The organism is Amycolatopsis sp. NPDC043885 (assembly GCF_056435685.1).
The window spans coordinates 1,313,708-1,329,322 of the sequence record NZ_JBWKEA010000001.1; the positions used below are offsets into that span (position 1 = coordinate 1,313,708).

17 protein-coding genes are annotated in these 15,615 nt (G+C 69.1%); 3 read left to right on the top strand and 14 right to left on the bottom strand.

The window, feature by feature from the left end; genetic code table 11:
• Positions 1-111: 111 nt before the first annotated feature.
• The 12 genes from dnaB to AC069I_RS06620 form a co-directional block, all read right to left on the bottom strand.
• The gene (gene dnaB / locus AC069I_RS06565; protein ID WP_478224447.1) at positions 112-2,727 is read right to left on the bottom strand and encodes a replicative DNA helicase; all 2,616 of its coding nucleotides are present in this window, start codon (positions 2,725-2,727) and stop codon (positions 112-114) included.
• Positions 2,728-3,202: 475 nt separating this feature from the next.
• Positions 3,203-4,000, bottom strand: coding sequence for an ESX secretion-associated protein EspG (locus tag AC069I_RS06570; protein WP_219146938.1), 798 nt, complete (start codon positions 3,998-4,000; stop codon positions 3,203-3,205).
• A gap of 96 nt (positions 4,001-4,096) precedes the next feature.
• The gene (locus AC069I_RS06575; RefSeq protein WP_478264962.1) at positions 4,097-5,425 is read right to left on the bottom strand and encodes a PPE domain-containing protein; all 1,329 of its coding nucleotides are present in this window, start codon (positions 5,423-5,425) and stop codon (positions 4,097-4,099) included.
• A 3-nt stretch (positions 5,426-5,428) separates the two neighbouring features.
• Positions 5,429-6,028, bottom strand: coding sequence for a DUF3558 domain-containing protein (locus AC069I_RS06580; protein WP_478223973.1), 600 nt, complete (start codon positions 6,026-6,028; stop codon positions 5,429-5,431).
• Complete coding sequence (locus tag AC069I_RS06585) at positions 6,028-6,435, bottom strand: hypothetical protein (protein ID WP_478223974.1); 408 nt, start codon at positions 6,433-6,435, stop codon at positions 6,028-6,030. The genes AC069I_RS06580 and AC069I_RS06585 overlap by 1 nt, the downstream gene beginning before the upstream one ends.
• A gap of 141 nt (positions 6,436-6,576) precedes the next feature.
• Positions 6,577-7,032: a 50S ribosomal protein L9 gene (gene rplI, locus AC069I_RS06590; RefSeq protein WP_005168124.1), complete on the bottom strand. Its 456-nt coding sequence runs from the start codon at positions 7,030-7,032 to the stop codon at positions 6,577-6,579.
• A 12-nt stretch (positions 7,033-7,044) separates the two neighbouring features.
• Positions 7,045-7,293, bottom strand: a complete 249-nt coding sequence (rpsR, locus tag AC069I_RS06595; RefSeq protein ID WP_005168122.1) for a 30S ribosomal protein S18 — start codon at positions 7,291-7,293, stop codon at positions 7,045-7,047.
• Positions 7,294-7,370: 77 nt separating this feature from the next.
• A complete protein-coding gene (locus tag AC069I_RS06600) occupies positions 7,371-7,880 on the bottom strand; it encodes a single-stranded DNA-binding protein (RefSeq protein WP_020632569.1) in 510 nt (169 codons plus the stop codon).
• Positions 7,881-7,897: 17 nt separating this feature from the next.
• A complete protein-coding gene (gene rpsF / locus AC069I_RS06605; RefSeq protein WP_016338288.1) occupies positions 7,898-8,218 on the bottom strand; it encodes a 30S ribosomal protein S6 in 321 nt (106 codons plus the stop codon).
• Between the two features lie 78 nt (positions 8,219-8,296).
• Entirely contained in the window at positions 8,297-9,181 is an 885-nt protein-coding gene (locus tag AC069I_RS06610; protein ID WP_478264963.1) for a hypothetical protein, read from the bottom strand.
• Positions 9,182-9,282: 101 nt separating this feature from the next.
• A complete protein-coding gene (locus AC069I_RS06615) occupies positions 9,283-10,170 on the bottom strand; it encodes a hypothetical protein (RefSeq protein WP_478264964.1) in 888 nt (295 codons plus the stop codon).
• 122 nt (positions 10,171-10,292) lie between these two features.
• On the bottom strand, positions 10,293-11,084 hold the full coding sequence (locus AC069I_RS06620) for a hypothetical protein (protein WP_478264965.1): 792 nt from the start codon (positions 11,082-11,084) through the stop codon (positions 10,293-10,295).
• A gap of 118 nt (positions 11,085-11,202) precedes the next feature.
• Here AC069I_RS06620 and AC069I_RS06625 point away from each other — a divergent pair, with 118 nt between their 5' ends.
• The 3 genes from AC069I_RS06625 (at position 11,203) to AC069I_RS06635 (ending at position 12,991) form a co-directional block, all read left to right on the top strand.
• Positions 11,203-11,982, top strand: a complete 780-nt coding sequence (locus tag AC069I_RS06625; protein ID WP_478223977.1) for a deoxyribonuclease IV — start codon at positions 11,203-11,205, stop codon at positions 11,980-11,982.
• Between the two features lie 119 nt (positions 11,983-12,101).
• The gene (locus tag AC069I_RS06630; protein ID WP_478223978.1) at positions 12,102-12,611 is read left to right on the top strand and encodes a hypothetical protein; all 510 of its coding nucleotides are present in this window, start codon (positions 12,102-12,104) and stop codon (positions 12,609-12,611) included.
• A gap of 44 nt (positions 12,612-12,655) precedes the next feature.
• Positions 12,656-12,991, top strand: coding sequence for a hypothetical protein (locus AC069I_RS06635; protein WP_478223979.1), 336 nt, complete (start codon positions 12,656-12,658; stop codon positions 12,989-12,991).
• Here AC069I_RS06635 and AC069I_RS06640 read toward each other — a convergent pair.
• Positions 12,948-14,495 carry a glycosyltransferase family 87 protein gene (locus tag AC069I_RS06640; protein ID WP_478223980.1) on the bottom strand — a complete coding sequence of 516 codons (1,548 nt, stop codon included), beginning with the start codon at positions 14,493-14,495 and terminating at the stop codon, positions 12,948-12,950. The genes AC069I_RS06635 and AC069I_RS06640 overlap by 44 nt on opposite strands.
• Before the next feature lie 17 nt (positions 14,496-14,512).
• Positions 14,513-15,601 carry an ROK family transcriptional regulator gene (locus AC069I_RS06645; RefSeq protein WP_478264966.1) on the bottom strand — a complete coding sequence of 363 codons (1,089 nt, stop codon included), beginning with the start codon at positions 15,599-15,601 and terminating at the stop codon, positions 14,513-14,515.
• Between the last annotated feature and the right edge of the window lie 14 nt (positions 15,602-15,615).

Here is a 15,615-nt window from a genome sequence, read left to right on the forward strand (position 1 = left end):
CGCCTACCCGGTAAGGGTGCGTCCGCAGTCGGAGGGGGAGGCCGCCCGTTCGAGCCGGGCCAGGTCCGAAGGGCCCCTGCGTTCGCGTGGGGGCCCTTGTCTTTCCCGCCGCTAGTCGTGTGACAGGTCGACGAAGCGGCTGTAGTGCAGCTGGTGCGCGACGGTGATCGTCGCCGTCGGCCCGGCACGGTGCTTCGCGATGATCAGGTCCGCCTCGCCGGCGCGCGGGTCATCCCGCTCCCAGGCGTCGGGGCGGTTGACCAGGATGACGAGGTCCGCGTCCTGCTCCAGCGAGCCGGACTCACGAAGGTCGGACAGCATCGGACGTTTGTCCGTCCGCTGCTCGGGACCACGGTTCAGCTGGCTGATCGCGATCACCGGGACCTCGATCTCCTTGGCCAGCAGCTTCATCTGCCGCGAGAACTCCGAGACCTCCTGCTGCCGCGACTCGACGCGTTTACCCGAGGTCATCAGCTGGAGATAGTCGAGGACGACGAGCTTGAGGTCGTTGCGCTGCTTGAGCCGCCGGGCCTTCGCGCGGATCTCCATCATCGTCATGTTCGGCGAGTCGTCGACGAACAGCGGCGCCTCGGAGACTTCGCTCATCCGGCGCGCGAGCCGCGTCCAGTCGTCGTCGGACATCTTGCCACCGCGCATATCCGCCAGGCGGATCCTGGCCTCGGCCGAGAGCATGCGCATGACGATCTCGGTCCTGCTCATTTCCAGCGAGAAGATGACGCTGGTCAGACCGTGTTTGATGGACGCCGAACGCGCGAAATCCAGTCCCAGCGTCGAGTTGTGGGTGGGGACCATCGAACGCCCGGCCAGATACAGATGGTCCGGCGCGTCGACTTCCACGCACCGCACCGGGACGGACGGCATGGGACGGACGTCCACGATGTAGCGAAGGTGGGGTCGGACGCGGACGTTGGTGAGCCGTTCCTTCTGCAGCAGGTGCTTACGCTGCAGCCAGAACACCCGGTCCTGGGTGGTGAAGCCGAGGGTGTACGCCGTCGAGGAGGACTCACTGCGACCCTTGACCTTCTTGGTCGTCAGCGAGCAGCGGTAGCCGAGACTGACGATCAGTTCCCGGGTCTGCTCGGCGAGCACCCTGTTGGTCACGGTGAACTGCACCGCGCCGGAATGGTTGACGGTGCCGTCGGTGTCCAGCAGCCCGGCCAGCAGCGCGCGGCGTTGTTCGACCGACGCTCGCAGGTAGTCCACTGGGATGTGCTTGTCGCCGAGTACGCCCATCGTGCGGAGAACCGCCTGCACACTGCCGTGTTCGTTGCGGCAGGCTTGGCAAAGCCGCATGCCCGACGACGGACGCCCGCAGTCGGGGCACGTCGGCGACGGCACCGGAGGACTCTGGAAACGCACTTTGCCGCCGCACGAACGGCCACACGCCCGTACTTGCGAGGTCTGGGGAAGGAACGGTTCGCCGCATACCTCGCAACGCCGGTATTCCACCGGATCCGGCGGAACCAGCCGCAGGGTGTACGACAGCTCCCCGTGGCGTTCCACCAGGAGCCCGGCTTCCCCCTCCAGGTAGCAGATGATCTCCGGGTCCGCCGTGGTGAAGCGTGCGCTGGCCGAGTGGCCGTCGCCCAGCCAGGCTCCGAGCGCGTAGGGATGCAGAGGGAGATCACGTTCGGGCAGCTGCAGCGGGGCCGTGGTCACGATCGAGTGGTTGACACGCCGATCCGCCGTCTCGCAGTGCAGCGTGGCCGCCAGCTCTTCCGTCGTCCGCACCGCGGGCGCTGACCGACACGAACGGCGGGACGACCTGGTGTCGGTCAGCCATTGGTGTTCGGCGTCCGCGAGGATCACCGTGCCGTCCGAGAACTCGACTTCGTAGCAGGGGCGGCCCGTCATGACCTCGGTCGCCGCGACCACGGTCGTGGGGCGCCCGTTCGCACCGAGCAGCCGGTCCCCGGGCTGGACCTCGCCCATGGTCGTCCAGCCGTCGGGTGTGGCCAGTGGAGTGTCCAGCGCGAGTGCCTTCCCGACACCGGGCCGCGCCGCGACGATGATCATCTGGCCGGGGTGCAGGCCGTTGGTCAGATCGTCGAAGTCCGCGAACCCGGTCGGGATGCCCTGCGACTGCCCGCCGCGCGACGCGATCGCGTCGATCTCGTCCATGGTCGGCTGGAGCAGCTCTTCCAGCGCGACGTAGTCCTCGCTGGTGCGCCGCTCGGTGACGTCGTAGATCGCGGCCTGCGCGCGGTCGACGACCTCGTCGATGTTCGCGCCGTCGGCCGCGGCCGCGCCGTAGCCGTACTGCACGATCCGCGTGCCCGCCTCGACCAGGCGCCGCAGCACCGCCTTCTCGGAGACGATCTCGGCGTAGTACCCGGCGTTCGCCGCCGTCGGCACCGTCGCGATCAGGGTGTGCAGATAGGGGGCGCCGCCGACGCGGCCCAGCTCGCCTCGACGCTCCAGTTCGGCGGAGACGGTGATCGGGTCGGCCGGTTCGCCGCGGCCGTAGAGGTCGAGGATGACGTCGTAGATCGCCTGGTGCGCGGGGCGGTAGAAGTCGTCGGGACCGAGGGCTTCGATGACGTCGGCGACGGCGTCCTTCGACAGCAGCATGCCGCCGAGCACGGACTGCTCGGCCGCGATGTCCTGCGGGGGCTGGCGGTCGTACTCGCCGCCACGCGGACCGGGGTCGCCGGGACCCGGGTCGGACTCCGCGTACATCGGATTGCGGTCGTCGGTCAGCGCCACCGCTGCTGCCACCTCCTCAAGACATCGAACACGCGTTCGATTATGCCAGAATTTCCCCGGTCGGTCCGCCCGTGCCCGCCGGCCCCTCCCGCGGCGTCCGGCGCTCCCTTGTGCTCCCCTTCTCGGCCGGACGACCACCACGGTGCGTACCGGCCCGGCGGGCACGGTAGGCCCCCCGAAAGGACGAGCGCAATTTCGCCTGGGGACCGCCCTGTGGATAACCTGGGGATGACTGGGGGCAACCCTTCACAGGTGGCCCGAAGCCTGTGTACAACTTGTGGGCAACGGTGGGATGGTCTGACAAAAGTGCTGGTCAGGGCCTGTGGAGACACTGTGGAGAACTTTATTCAACTCGCCACGGCGTGTCGGGCAAAACTCGTCGTTCGGCGTGTCGCACGCGGGCGCACAGGGGTGCCCTGTGGATGAATGCCACGGTGAGCAGAGGGGCCATCCGCCCGGCTCACGGGCGCGGAATTCAGGACGCGAACAACCTGCCCTGTGCGCTCCGTAGTCGTTCTCCGAGAATCTGCTGGTCGGCGGGTGTGAAGGCGATCCTCGGTTCGCCACTCCCCGGTACCTCTTCGGTCAGCCACCGGCCCTCGGACGTATCGATGTAGTTCACCGGGCGTTCGATCCGCTGCCGCGCGCCGCTCCGGCCGCGGGCCGCGACGTAGAGGCTTCCGCTCCCCAAACGGCGTAACGCGAGGATGCGGCGAAGCTCGTCGGCCTCCTGGCTGCCGGCGCTCTGCCGTCCGCTGCGAAGCACCTCGAAGCCCTCGTCCTGCGCCGTCGACGACGAGCGCGGCGCCTCGACCTGGCTCTTCGGGACGGCGATCGGCCGTCCGCGTCCCGGCGCGAGCTTCGGGATCTGGTCGAGGAACTCGGTGAGCAGTTCTTCCGGCCGCACCGACGCGAGCGCGATGCCATCGTGCTCGCTGTGCCGGGCGAGGACGAAGCCCTCTCCGCCGGCGCTCCCCGCGAGCAGGGTGAAGCTCAGCGCCTTGCCCTCGAATCCGCCGTCGATCCAGCCGTAGTACTCCAGCGACGGCCTGGCGATCGCTTCGAGCGTCGCCTTGAACCCGGGGTGCAACCCCCGCGCGCCGAAGAGGCCCTGGCTCGCCAGCTCCTCGTTGGTCCGCTCGTCCTCGGCCCGCTGCGCGTCCTCGTCGTACCAGGTCGGCGTTTCCGACAGGATCGTGTGCGGTTCGCCGCCGCGGCGGCGGATCAGCGTGATGAGGGTGCCGGTCGTGATCGTGACCTGCTTGTCCAGCACCGGAACTGCCCCCTAGTCGTTCTTGTTCGTCCAGCCCGGAACAAGACAAGCCGGGCGCGCCCCAATCTTGGCACGCGCCCGGCCCGCTCGTGACGACTACTCGCCGATCACCGGCGGTGCGGTGAGTTCGTCGGTTCCGAAGATCTCGTTGGGATCGTCACCGACGAGGAATTTGGAGCTGCGCTCCTCGTCTTCGCCGCCCTTGCCCCTGGCGCCACCGGCTCCCATACCGCCCATGCCGCCCATCATTCCGCCGGCACCACGGCCCGCTCCGGCACCGGAACCGGCCGCGCCGCCACCCATGCCGGCGCCGCCCATCGCACCCGCGTTGCCGGGCAAGGCCGCGCCGCTCCCGCCACCGGGACCGAACCCGGGGCCGAAGCCGCCGTCCGGGCCGAAGCCGCCCGCACCCGGGATGTCGGTGCCGCCGAAGCCGGCGCCTCCTCCGCCACCACCCGGGCCGAAGCCGCTCGCACCGGGGATCTTCGGCGGGGTGTAGCCGGAGGCGTTCGTCCCGTCGTCCCAGGACGGCGGCTTGTAGTTGCTGCCGGGGATGTTCGGGTTGTACTGCCCGCCGGGCAGGTTCGAGCCCGGCAGGTTCGACCCGGGGAAATTCGAGCCCGGCAGGTTGCTGCCCGGCAGGTTCGACCCTGGCAGGTTCGAGCCCGGTGTGCCGATACCCGGCATGTTCGAACCGGGGACGCTCGGCATCCCGCCGGGCGGCATCGAACCGGGCGGCGTCGAGATGCCCGGCATGCCGTTGTGCCCGTTCCGGTCGCCCTGACCGTTGCCGTTGCCGTCCTTGTCCCCTTTGCCGCCGCCGTTGACGTCGACGTTCGTGTTCTGCCCCTCCATCTTGCTGTAGGTGGGCAGCTTCTTGCCGTTCTCGGAACTGGCCTTGAAGTACTCGTTGAACGCGTCGACGTTCGCTTGACCCTTGTCGTTGTAGTCCCGGATCGCGCGGTCGGTATCGGTGGTCCACGGGGTGATGGAGTTGAGCAGGTTGTTCTTCGGCGGGTCCTTCGGGACCTGCTGCACCTTCGCCTTCACCGTGGTGAAAGCGGTGTTCTGCTCGCCGAGGTACTTGTCGGAGTCCACCAGCTTCTTGCCGGAGTCCTCCATCCATGCCCGCAGCGGATGCGCGCCGGACTGTTGCGCGGCTTCGGCGCTCTTACCGGTCCAGGCGGCGTCCATCTCCTTCGACAGGTTGTCGATGGTGGTCAGCCGTTCCTGGTAACCGGCCTTGAGCCGGGTCGCCGCGGCCTGGCCCTCCTGGATCGACCCGGTGCCCGGACCGGTGACGATCTTCTCCCAGATGTGGTAGCAGTCGATCTTGCGATCACCGCCCGACGCTTCGAAGTCGCCGGATCTCGTGGTCGCCAGGTTGTAGGCCGAGTACCCGGCGATGATCGGCAGCAGGAACACGCGTCAGCCCTCCTTCAACGTCTCGATCATCGCTTCCCCCACTTTGAGCGCGACGGGGCACGGCTCGCTCGCGCCCGGTCCGTTGTCGTACTGCACCAGGATGTTCACGGCCAGCTGATCGGTCACGCCGACGAAGAGGCCGCACTTGCCCTTGTTGCGGGCGTCGAGCGAAGCGGCGTACACCGCCGGGTAGCCGCCGACCTCGGTCGGCTCGAAGTACTCGTTGTTGGCCTTCGTGTCGTAGACGTCGCTCAGGCCGTTCTTGTTCGCGAGCACCGGGCTGATGTCGATCTGGTTCAGCCGGTCGTCGGCGGCGAAGAGCGTGCAGCCTTGCCCCACGCTCGTGGTCCCACGCTCACCTTCGCCGAGCCCGAGCTCGGATCGCTTCGCGGCGGAAAGCGCGGAGCAGGCGTCGCTCTCGATCGCCGAGGTCTTCAGAGGATTCGACACCTTGGGTGCGGAGCCGGACGAGCCGCTCGACGCACTGGAGGAATCGGCCCCGGTCGTGAAGGACGGCTCGGACGAGGCCGTGCCGTTCTTGGTGCCCGAACAGCCGGCGACCAGCGCGCCCGCGGCCAGGAGGAGAACGAGGGAACGTCGCATCACACGGCCTTGTGCTTGTTGAGCGAAGCCTGCGTTTCGGCCTCGTTGGTGGCGATCTTCTGCTTCGCGGCGGTCAGCTGGTCGATGTAGTTCTTGACGTAGTCCTGCATCTTCTGGTTCTGCTCCAGGAACGCCTTGCCCGACGGGTTCGCCAGCTTCTCCCAGTCACCGCTCGCGAACTCCTTGCCCGGTGCCTTGACGTTCGCCATCAGGTTCGCGTCGCGGTAATCCTTCTTGAGCTCGGCCTGCAGATCCGTCCACTTCTTGATGATGCCGTCGATCTTGTCCTTGTCGAAGGTGAACCCGCCGCCACCCCCGCCCGACGCCGCCGGTTTGTCGGGATTGGCCGGCGCGGACACCGTGACCTTCTGCTGCCGGTTCTCCTCGGCGTTGCTGTCGTAAGCCATTGGTTCCAGATCCCCTTTTGCGTCCCCGTGCCTCGACGTCGAGTCAATCCTAAGACGTGACCCGGCCCAGTGGGGTTCCGCGTAAAGCAAAGGGCGGGACGTCTCCGCGCTGGAGACGTCCCGCCCTTTGCCGAAGCGGTGTTACTTGGCCTTGACCTCGAGCCGCACGTCGACGCGGACGTCGGGGTGCAGACGGGCGCCGACCGAGTGCTTGCCCACGGTCTTGATGTGGTCCTTCAGCTCGATGACGCGCTTGTCGAGCAGCGGGCCACCCGCGGCCTTGATCGCGTCCACGATCTCGGCGGTGGTGATCGAACCGAAGAGCTTCTTCGAGCCCTCGGCCGCCTTGCCGCTCAGCTGGATGGCGCCGAGGCCTTCCAGGGTCGCCTTGATCTCCTTGGCGTGGTCGAGGTCGCGGATGCGACGGCTCTCCTGCGCCCGCTTGATCGTGCGCACGTTCTTCTCCGCGCCCTTGGTGGCCACGATGGCGTAGCCGCGGGGGAGCAGGTAGTTGCGTGCGTAGCCGTCCTTGACCTCGACGATGTCGCCGGGCCCACCGAGGTTGGCGACGTCGGTGGTGAGAATGATCTTCGCCATTGACGTGCCTCCTTAGCGTGCGGTCGAGGTGTAGGGCAGCAGCGCCATCTCGCGGGAGTTCTTGACCGCGATGGCGATGTCACGCTGGTGCTGGCTGCAGTTGCCGGTCACGCGACGGGCACGGATCTTCCCGCGGTCGGAGATGTACTTCCGAAGCAGGTTGGTGTCCTTGTAGTCGATGTTCTCCGGGCGGCCCTTCTTCTCGGCCTTGCAGAACACGCAGACCTTCTTCTTGGGCTTGCGGATGGGTGGCTTGGCCACGGTATTTCTCCTGGATTTCTACGTAGTGGTTGTCTCGAGGCGTCTCGCGGAGCTTTCGCCCGCGGCGGAGCGCCTGATCAGAAGGGCGGCTCGTCGGAGAAGCCACCGCCACCGCCGCCACCGGCGGGCGGGGCGGAACCCCACGGGTCGTCGGCGGGCGGGCCGGACTGGCCGCCACCGCCGCCGCCACCGAAGCCGCCGCCTCCACCGCCACCGGTGCCACGGCTGACCTTGTTCACCTTGGCGGTGGCGTAACGCAGCGACGGGCCGATCTCATCGACCTCGAGCTCGACGACGGTGCGCTTCTCGCCTTCCTTGGTCTCGAAAGACCGCTGCTTGAGGCGCCCCTGCACGACGACACGCGCGCCACGCGTCAGCGACTCGGCGACGTTCTCGGCCGCCTGACGCCAGATGTTGCAGCGCAGGAACAGGGCCTCGCCGTCCTTCCACTCACCGGACTGACGGTCCAGCGTGCGCGGGGTGGACGCGACCGTGAAGTTCGCGACCGCCGCACCGGAAGGGGTGAAGCGAAGCTCCGGGTCGGACGTGAGGTTGCCGATCACCGTGATGACGGTGTCTCCAGCCATCGGGAAAGTCCTTCGGCTCAGGCCTTGGCGGCGGCGGTCGCGGCGCGCTTGATCTCGCGGCGCATGACCTTGGTGCGGAGCACGGTCTCCTGCAGCGAGAGCTGACGGTCCAGCTCCTTGACCGCTTCCGAAGTCGAGTTCAGGTCGAGGAGCGCGTAGATGCCCTCGGCGTGCTTCTTGATCTCGTAGGACAGCCGGCGACGGCCCCAGACGTCGACCTTCTCGACGCTTCCGCCCGAAGTGCGGATCACGTTGAGGAAGTTGTCCAGGGTCGGGGCCACCGTACGCTCGTCGAGCGTGGGGTCCAGGATGACCATTACCTCGTAATGGCGTGACACAACCACTCACCTCCTATGGGCTCGCGGCCACGGACTGTCCGTGGCAGGAGGGTTTGTCCAGGTAAGGGTACCTGGCGGTCAGGCGACGCGGCGCAGGACCCAGGTGCGGACCAGCGCGGCGGTCACGCCGGCGAGCACGAGCACCGCGAGCAGCATCGGCAGCTGGACGTCGCCGCCGGGCATGCCGTCCGTCGCGAGCGCTTCGGCGTTGCCCGCGTTGCGGACGTCGGGGCCACCTTGCCCGGCCTGGCCGTCGGTGCCGTACTGCGGGGCGCCCTCGCCGGGGAGCGGGCTGTTGGCCGGGTAGCGCACGCCCGGCGCCACCGCGACACCCGGCTGCGCGACCGGCAGGTTGCCGTAGTCGCGCGGCGGGGCGTAGCCGGTGCCGTTGCTGCCGCCGGGCAGCAGGCTCGGCGAGGACGGGAGGCCGTTGGTGCCGCCGCCGGTGCCGCCCTGCTGCGGGGCCGTGGTGCCCGGAGTCGGCAGGGCGGGGGCGACGTAGTTCGTCGCGACCGTCGTCAGGCCGCAGCTGCCGGCGACCTTGTGCTCGATGGAGTTCAGCGTCTTTTCGGGGTTCAGCCCGAGGCCCCAGGACTTGGTGTCCTTGACCGCCTGGCGCACGGCCGCGCCGATCGCCTTGCCGTCGACCGAACCGCCCGCGGCGTTCGGGACCGCGCCGACGTTGATGGTGTTGACCTTGGCGATGTCGTTCGCGGCGACGTCGTAGAGGGCCAGCGTGCCGGCTTCCCGCGCGCCCGCCCGCACCAGTTCCTTGACCGAGGTGCCGGTGATCGCGACGGTGTCGCCCATCCCGCCGTTGACGGTCCCGCTGCACGCGTTCGCCAGCGTGGTCGCCGCCGAGGCGGTGCCCGCGGTCAGGAGCGCGCCCCCGGTGACCATGGTCGCGAGTGCGGTGACGGTGAGCGCCTTGCGGGTGGTCTGCCAGATGGTGGTCTTCCGCACGGGGGCGATCCTCCGGGTCGGTGGGGGCGTGTGGCAGTGCATGAGGAATCACTGCAACGGGGATAACGAGGGAGTGACCCGAAAGATACTAGGCGGTAGGACTAACTTGAAGCGGCCATTCGGCGGAGGACCCAGGTGCGGACAAGGCCCGCGCTGACTCCGGAGAGTGCCAAAACGGCGATCAGCAGCGGCAGTTTCCCGTCTTGAGTGAATCCGTCGCTCACGTTCGGTAGCGCTTCGGCCTGTCCCGCGTTCTGGACGTCCGGGTTCCCGGCCTGGTTCTCGGTCGCGATGCCGAACTGGGGCGCGTAACCCGGGATCTGACCGCCGTACCGGAGGCCGGGCGACGGGCTGAAGAGACCGGCCGTCGCCATCGGGATGGAGCTGTAGTCGCGCATCGGGGCGTAGCCCGTGCTGATGCCCCACGGCAGGTTGCCGAAGTTCGGGGTGAAGGTGCCGGGCAGCAGCGGGCTGTTCGCCGCCGGGATGCCGCCCGCCGGGCCGCCGCCCTGCGCGGGAGCACCCGGTCCGCCCGTCTGCGGGCCGCCGCTGCCGGGCGTGCCGGGAGCGGGTTTCCCTGGCTGGGGCTGGGTTCCGGGAGCGGGCTTGCCACCGCCGGTCAGGGCTTCGTGGGTGCCGGTGACGGCGCCGTTCAGCGCCTCCGCCGCGGGTTCGCCGACGACCGGGACCGGCGCGACGACGGTGTTCACCACGGTCACCGTCACCTTGCAGAGGGTGCCGAGCAGCGCGTCGATCGTGCCCGTGAGCACCCCCGAGACCGGACCGGCCTGGCCGAGGTTGAGCGGAATGCCGAGCAACGGGGTCTTGCCGAGGATCGTGTCGCCGGTCTTGGCGGTCACCGATCCCCCGCAGGTCGCGGTCTTGGTCTCGGCGGCGGCGGCCGTGCCGGGCATGGCGAGGGCGGCCGAGCCCGCGAGAATGAAGGCCGACGCACCCAGGGCGGTCGCCCTCCGTGTCCGTTCGCGCATGCCTTCGACTCCTCCGTCGTCGGGGTCACCTACCTGCACAACGACGCTAATGGAGACGAGTAACGCCCGCTCACTCGAAGAAGTCAGGCATTCGAGTGGAAGCGGGCGTCACGGAGGGTGAATCAGGCGGGCTTACCCCGGAGCCAAGCACGGACCAGAGCGGCGGCGACGACGGCCAGCGCCAGCACCGCGAGCAGCAGCGGCAGCCTGGCCGGGGCGACCGGCGCCTGGATGGCCTGCGCGTTGCCGGCGTCCTTCTCGTCGACGGTCGGCGGCGGCACCTCGCCGGGGATGATCTCGGTGATCACCGGCGCCTGGACGAAGCTGCCGGGGAGCAGCGCCGCGTTGCTGATCACGCCGGCGATCGAGTCGCCGCCGATACCGGTGGAGGAACCCGGACCGGTCCGCACCGGGAGTTCGCTGCCCGGACCGCCGGGCTGACCCGGCCCCGGCGTCGGGGGTGTGGGCTCCGGGGTAGGCGGCTCGGGTTCGGGTTCGGGGTCTGGAATCGGCAGCTCGTCCGCGACGCCCTGCGTCAGGTTCCCGACCGCGTTCACCGTGCCCTGCGCGGGCTTGCAGACGCCCTGCGCGGCGAGGTCGCCCACCGCGTTGTCGGTGAGGCCGGTGGTCTTGACCAGATCGCCGACCGGCAGCGAAAGCAGCGGCTTTCGTCCTTCGGCGGTCTTGGCCTTCGAGTCCAGGCCGACCGTCAGCGCCTCGGGCGAATTCAGCGGAGCGCCGGCGTCGAGAACGAGTCCCTCGGCGGACTTCCCGTTCTGCAGCGTGGCGGCGCAGTCGCCGGAAAGGGTCGGATTCGGTTCCTCGGCGGCCGTCGCGGTCATCGGGAACGCTAATCCGGCCGTGACCGAAAGCGCGAATCCCCAAGCCGTGATCCGCCCGGCAGTCTTCCCCATCGAGTTCGTCCTCCGCCCCTCAGGACCCACGCGGTTTAACGGAACGCGCTCACGCTACCCCACGAGCGTGACCATCCGGTTCGCGACGGCGAAAAACCCGCGAGGGTAAGTTGCCACCATGAAAATCGGTGCGCATGTCCGCGACGACGACCCGCTGGCCGCGGTCGCCGAGCGCGAAGCCGAAGTCCTCCAATTCTTCCTTTCCGACCCGCAGGGCTGGAAAGCTCCCAAACCCCACCCGCACGGTGAGGCGATCAAGGAATCGCCGGTCGAGGTGTTCATCCATTCGCCGTACCTGATCAATGTGGCGTCGATGAACAACCGCATCCGCATCCCGTCGCGGAAGAACGTCACGCAGCACGCGAACGGTGCCGCCGCGATCGGCGCGAAAGGGCTCGTCGTGCACGGCGGCCACGTCGGTGCGGCGGAGGACGTCGAAGAAGGCCTCGTCAACTGGCGCAAGCTTTTCGAGCGTGAACAGGAAAAGGGCGGTTTCGCCGTGCCGATCCTGATCGAGAACACCGCGGGCGGTGACAACGCGATGACGCGCGACCTCGAGACGATCGCCCGGCTCTGGGACAAGGTCGGCGAATTCGGCGCGGGGTTCTGTTTCGACACCTGCCACGCGTACGCGGCGGGCTGGGACCTGACCGAGGCGGTCAAGAAGGTCAAGGCCATCACCGGCCGGATCGACCTGGTGCACCTCAACAACTCGCGCGACGAGTTCGGTTCCACCCGGGACCGGCACGCCAACGTCGTCGGCGGTGACGGCACGATCGATCCCGAAGTGCTGGTCGCGGTCGCGGCCGAGGCGGGTGCCCCGGTGGTCGTCGAGACCCCGCCCGACGGGCAGGCCGCGGACATCGCCTACGTCCGGGAGCGCGTCGCCTCCGCCTGAGGTCCGGTCTCGCGCCGTACTCGCGCGGGAGACCGTTCCCTCTCCGGCGGGAGGGCCGGGCACGCCGATCGCGAAAGGCTCGACCTCGACCGGGAAACACCCGGTGCTGGAGGGAAGCCATGAACATCAGGTCGAAGATCGCCGCGGTCGCCGTGCTCGCCGTCGCGGCGGGAACGCTGGGGGCGACGCAGGCGACGGCGGCTCCGTCGTCCGGTTCGGTCGTGATCGGATCGGCGGGCGGACCGCTGACGTTCCCCGGATACGGGGCTGACCCGGTCCGATTCGATTTCGCCGCGTACGGGGAACCGGGGAAATCGTCGGGCCGGTTCCACGTGAACCATCTGACCGAGGACGGGAAGCTCGTCGCCGATTTCGAGGGCAAGGTCGACTGCGTCTCGCGTGAAGGCGACCTCGCCGTCTTGACCGGCGTGATCGAACGCGCCGACATTCCCGGTTTCCCGGTGAACGTGGTCGGCCTCCGCGTCGGCTTCTCGGTGCGGGACGTGCCGCGCGGCCACGACCGGATCGGCTGGAGCTGGGCGTACGGCGGTTTCGAACAGGACGTCCTGCCCTGCACCGGGCCGGTGCCGTTCTTCGCGACGAGCACGGGCGGCTACGTCGTGCGCTGAATCGGCTTGACCCTCACGCCACGGGAGGGTCGAACCTGTGCCGCATGAAGAATCGGACCGTGTACCGGGCGGAGGACGGCGAGCATGTCGGCTACGTCGTCCCCGCGCCGGAAACCCGTTGGCAGGCACTGACCGTTTTCGGCTACCCGCTCGGCGGGCCCGCCGCCTTCGACGACTCCGTCGCGTTGCTGGAGGCCGAGGGGCTGGCCGTCCTCGCCGAGCGCTGGTCGGTCAAGCAAGGCGACGACTGGTTCAGCTGCCGTCTGATCGAAACGTCGCCCGAAGCCGTCGTCGTGCAGATCGACGACTTCGGGGCCGAGGACTTCGGCAAGCACGTCAGGCTGGAACGTCCTGGGCCTGAGGTGTTGAAGCGCGTTTGACGGTGCGCGAATCGGGTGCGCCGTCGAGGAAACCGCCGATCGGATCGTCGTCCCCGGCGGCGCGGACGGGGTCTTTGCGCGGCTGGTGGATCTCCCGGATCACCAGCGCGCAGAGGCCGACCACCGCGAGGTCGCGGACGACGACGGTGCCGAGGAACCAGTCTTCGGGCAGCCCTTTGTTGTCGACGCCGAGGTAGTACATCATCCGCGGCGCCCAGACCAGCGCGTCGAGGACCATCCAGCCGAGCAGCAGTCGCCAGCGCGGGATCGCGAGCACCGCCAGCGGGACCAGCCACAGCGAATACTGCGGGCTCCACACCTTGTTGGTCAGCAGGAACGCGGCCACCACGAGGAAGGCCAGCTGGCCCAGCCGTGGACGGCGCGGCGCCTTCATCGCGACGTACCCGATGCCGGCGCAGGCGGCGAGGAACAGCACCGCGACGACGGCGTTGAGCACGACCGGTGTCTGCCCCGTGGCGAGTTTCCCGTCGAAACCGGCCCAGCCGGAAAGGTGGGAGACCACGTTGTAGAGCGAGTCGGGATCCATCGGGCGCGCCGTGTTGAGCCGGAAGAACTCCCACCAGCCGGTCGGCGCGGCGAGCGCGAACGGGACGTTGACCACCACGAACGTCGCCGCGGCGAGCCCGGCGGTGAGCGCCCAGTGTTTGACCTTGCCCGCGCGCAGGCACAGGAAGAACAACGGGATGAGCAGCAGCAGCGGATACAGCTTCGCCGCCGCGCCGAGCCCGAGCAGGAAGCCCGCCACCTCGGGACGGCGCCGGGCCCACGCGAGCAGCGCGGTCGCGGTGAACGCGGTCGCGATGGCGTCGAAGTTGGTGAAGACGTGCACCAGCACCAGCGGCGAGATCGCGACCAGCACGGCGTCCCACGGACGGCGTTTCAGCGATCGGCCGGTCGCCCACACCGTGACGAGCCAGGCCAGCGCGAGCCAGAGCGCCGAGATGTCGAAGTACACGGCCACCGGGAGCGCGCCGGGCAGCCAGCCCGATTCCGCGACCGAAAGCCACGCTTCGGTGAGCTTCGCGTTGATCCACTGGAACAACCCGGTCGCGACCGGGTACTCCATGTACCGAGTGGTCTCCTTCGCCGTTCCCGCGTTTTCGGTCCACGAAGTCACGTACGGGAAGGTGTCCGGATCGTTCAGGCGCTCGGAACTGTAGAGCGGGATGATGTCCGAGTAGCACATCGCGACGAACGGGCGGCCCGCCCGCCAGTCGAGCTGGTGGGTCCCGGAATCGTCGGTGTACTGCTGGATGCACGACGCCTTGCCGAACCACGAGAGCACCAGCGCGAGGCAGGCCAGCAGCAGCCCGACCCGTTGCGGCGACCAGAACCAGTGCCGCCCCACGGCCGCGTGCTCGCCGAGCGGGCCGCCGATCGGTCTCGTGGCCGCGGCCACGAGCGGTTCGTTCCAGCTCGGGATGACCCGCTCGCCGGGGGTGAGGGAGAGCGGAGCCTCGGGCTGGGTCGTCTGGTCGGACACCTGGCGGATGTTAGCGCCTATCCGGGTGACCACCCGGTGATGTCGCCGCTGTCGTAGAACCCGGCCAGCACCTCCGCCGCCGCGCCGAACGCGACGACGTCGTCGCCCATCTCGTCGAGATCGACCTTGATCCGTTGCCAGTGCGGCAAAGGCAGCAGTTCCCGCAGCCGCGCCGCGACGGTGTCGCGGTAGACCTCGGGCTCCGCGCGGACCGAACGCCCGGTCAGCACGACACGTTCGAGGTCGAGGACCTGGACGAGGTCGGCGAGACCGATCCCCAGCAGGCCCGCCGCCTCTTCCGTGGTCGCCGCCGCGTTGTGCAGCACTTCGACGCAGCCGCGCCGGCCGCATGCGCACCGCGGTCCGTCGAAGGCGAGCGTGGTGTGCCCGAATTCGCCCGCGTTGGTCCGCGGCCCGCGATACAGCCTGCCGTCGATCAGCAGGCCGACGCCGATCCCGGTGCCGACGAGCACGACGGCGGTCGCGGCCTGGTCGCCCTCCGGCCAGTGCTGGGCGAAGGCGGCGGCGTTGGTGTTCTTGTCGAGCCGCACGGGCAGCCCGGTGCGTTTCGCGAGCAGGTCGCGCAGGGGGACGTGGTGCCAGCCCGGCATGTTCGTGGCGTCCCGGACGACTCCTTCGCGGTGGTCGAGAGGGCCGACGCTGCCGACGCCGAGGCCGAGGACACGTTCGCGCTCGACGCCGTCGAGTAGTGCTTCGGTCGCTTCGCCGAGGGCGGAAACGGCCTGGTCAGGGGTGAATCCGGGCGACAGGGGCCCGCCGCGCGACGCGATGATCTTCCCGGTCAGGTCGGTCCTGAGCACGCGGAACGAGTCCCGGTCGAGCTGGGCGCCGAGCGCGTAACGGGCGTCCGCGCGGACGCGCAGCAGGGTGCGCGGCTTGCCGACTCCGGACGCGGGCTGGCGTTCCTCGTCCAGCAGGCCGGCTTCGAGGAGTTCGGGGACGATCTTCGAGACGGCCTGCTGGGTGAGCCGGGTGCGTTCGGCGAGTTCGACGCGGCTGAGGCCGCCCGCGCGCAGGATGTGCGTGAGCAGCAGTGTCCGATTGTGCTGGCGCAGGCCGCGCAGATTGACCCCGGTCTCCGGCATAGCGCGCATCCTGC

What these genes read in the sequence shown, in the direction of transcription:
- AC069I_RS06585 (WP_478223974.1), bottom strand. Translation starts at nt 6,435, where the DNA reads ATGGCTTACGACAGCAACGCCGAGGAGAACCGGCAGCAGAAGGTCACG.
- AC069I_RS06645 (WP_478264966.1), bottom strand. Translation starts at nt 15,601, where the DNA reads ATGCCGGAGACCGGGGTCAATCTGCGCGGCCTGCGCCAGCACAATCGG.
- AC069I_RS06615 (WP_478264964.1), bottom strand. Translation starts at nt 10,170, where the DNA reads ATGCGCGAACGGACACGGAGGGCGACCGCCCTGGGTGCGTCGGCCTTC.
- AC069I_RS06580 (WP_478223973.1), bottom strand. Translation starts at nt 6,028, where the DNA reads ATGCGACGTTCCCTCGTTCTCCTCCTGGCCGCGGGCGCGCTGGTCGCC.
- rplI (WP_005168124.1), bottom strand. Translation starts at nt 7,032, where the DNA reads ATGGCGAAGATCATTCTCACCACCGACGTCGCCAACCTCGGTGGGCCC.
- AC069I_RS06630 (WP_478223978.1), top strand. Translation starts at nt 12,102, where the DNA reads ATGAACATCAGGTCGAAGATCGCCGCGGTCGCCGTGCTCGCCGTCGCG.
- AC069I_RS06625 (WP_478223977.1), top strand. Translation starts at nt 11,203, where the DNA reads ATGAAAATCGGTGCGCATGTCCGCGACGACGACCCGCTGGCCGCGGTC.
- AC069I_RS06600 (WP_020632569.1), bottom strand. Translation starts at nt 7,880, where the DNA reads ATGGCTGGAGACACCGTCATCACGGTGATCGGCAACCTCACGTCCGAC.
- AC069I_RS06620 (WP_478264965.1), bottom strand. Translation starts at nt 11,084, where the DNA reads ATGGGGAAGACTGCCGGGCGGATCACGGCTTGGGGATTCGCGCTTTCG.
- AC069I_RS06635 (WP_478223979.1), top strand. Translation starts at nt 12,656, where the DNA reads ATGAAGAATCGGACCGTGTACCGGGCGGAGGACGGCGAGCATGTCGGC.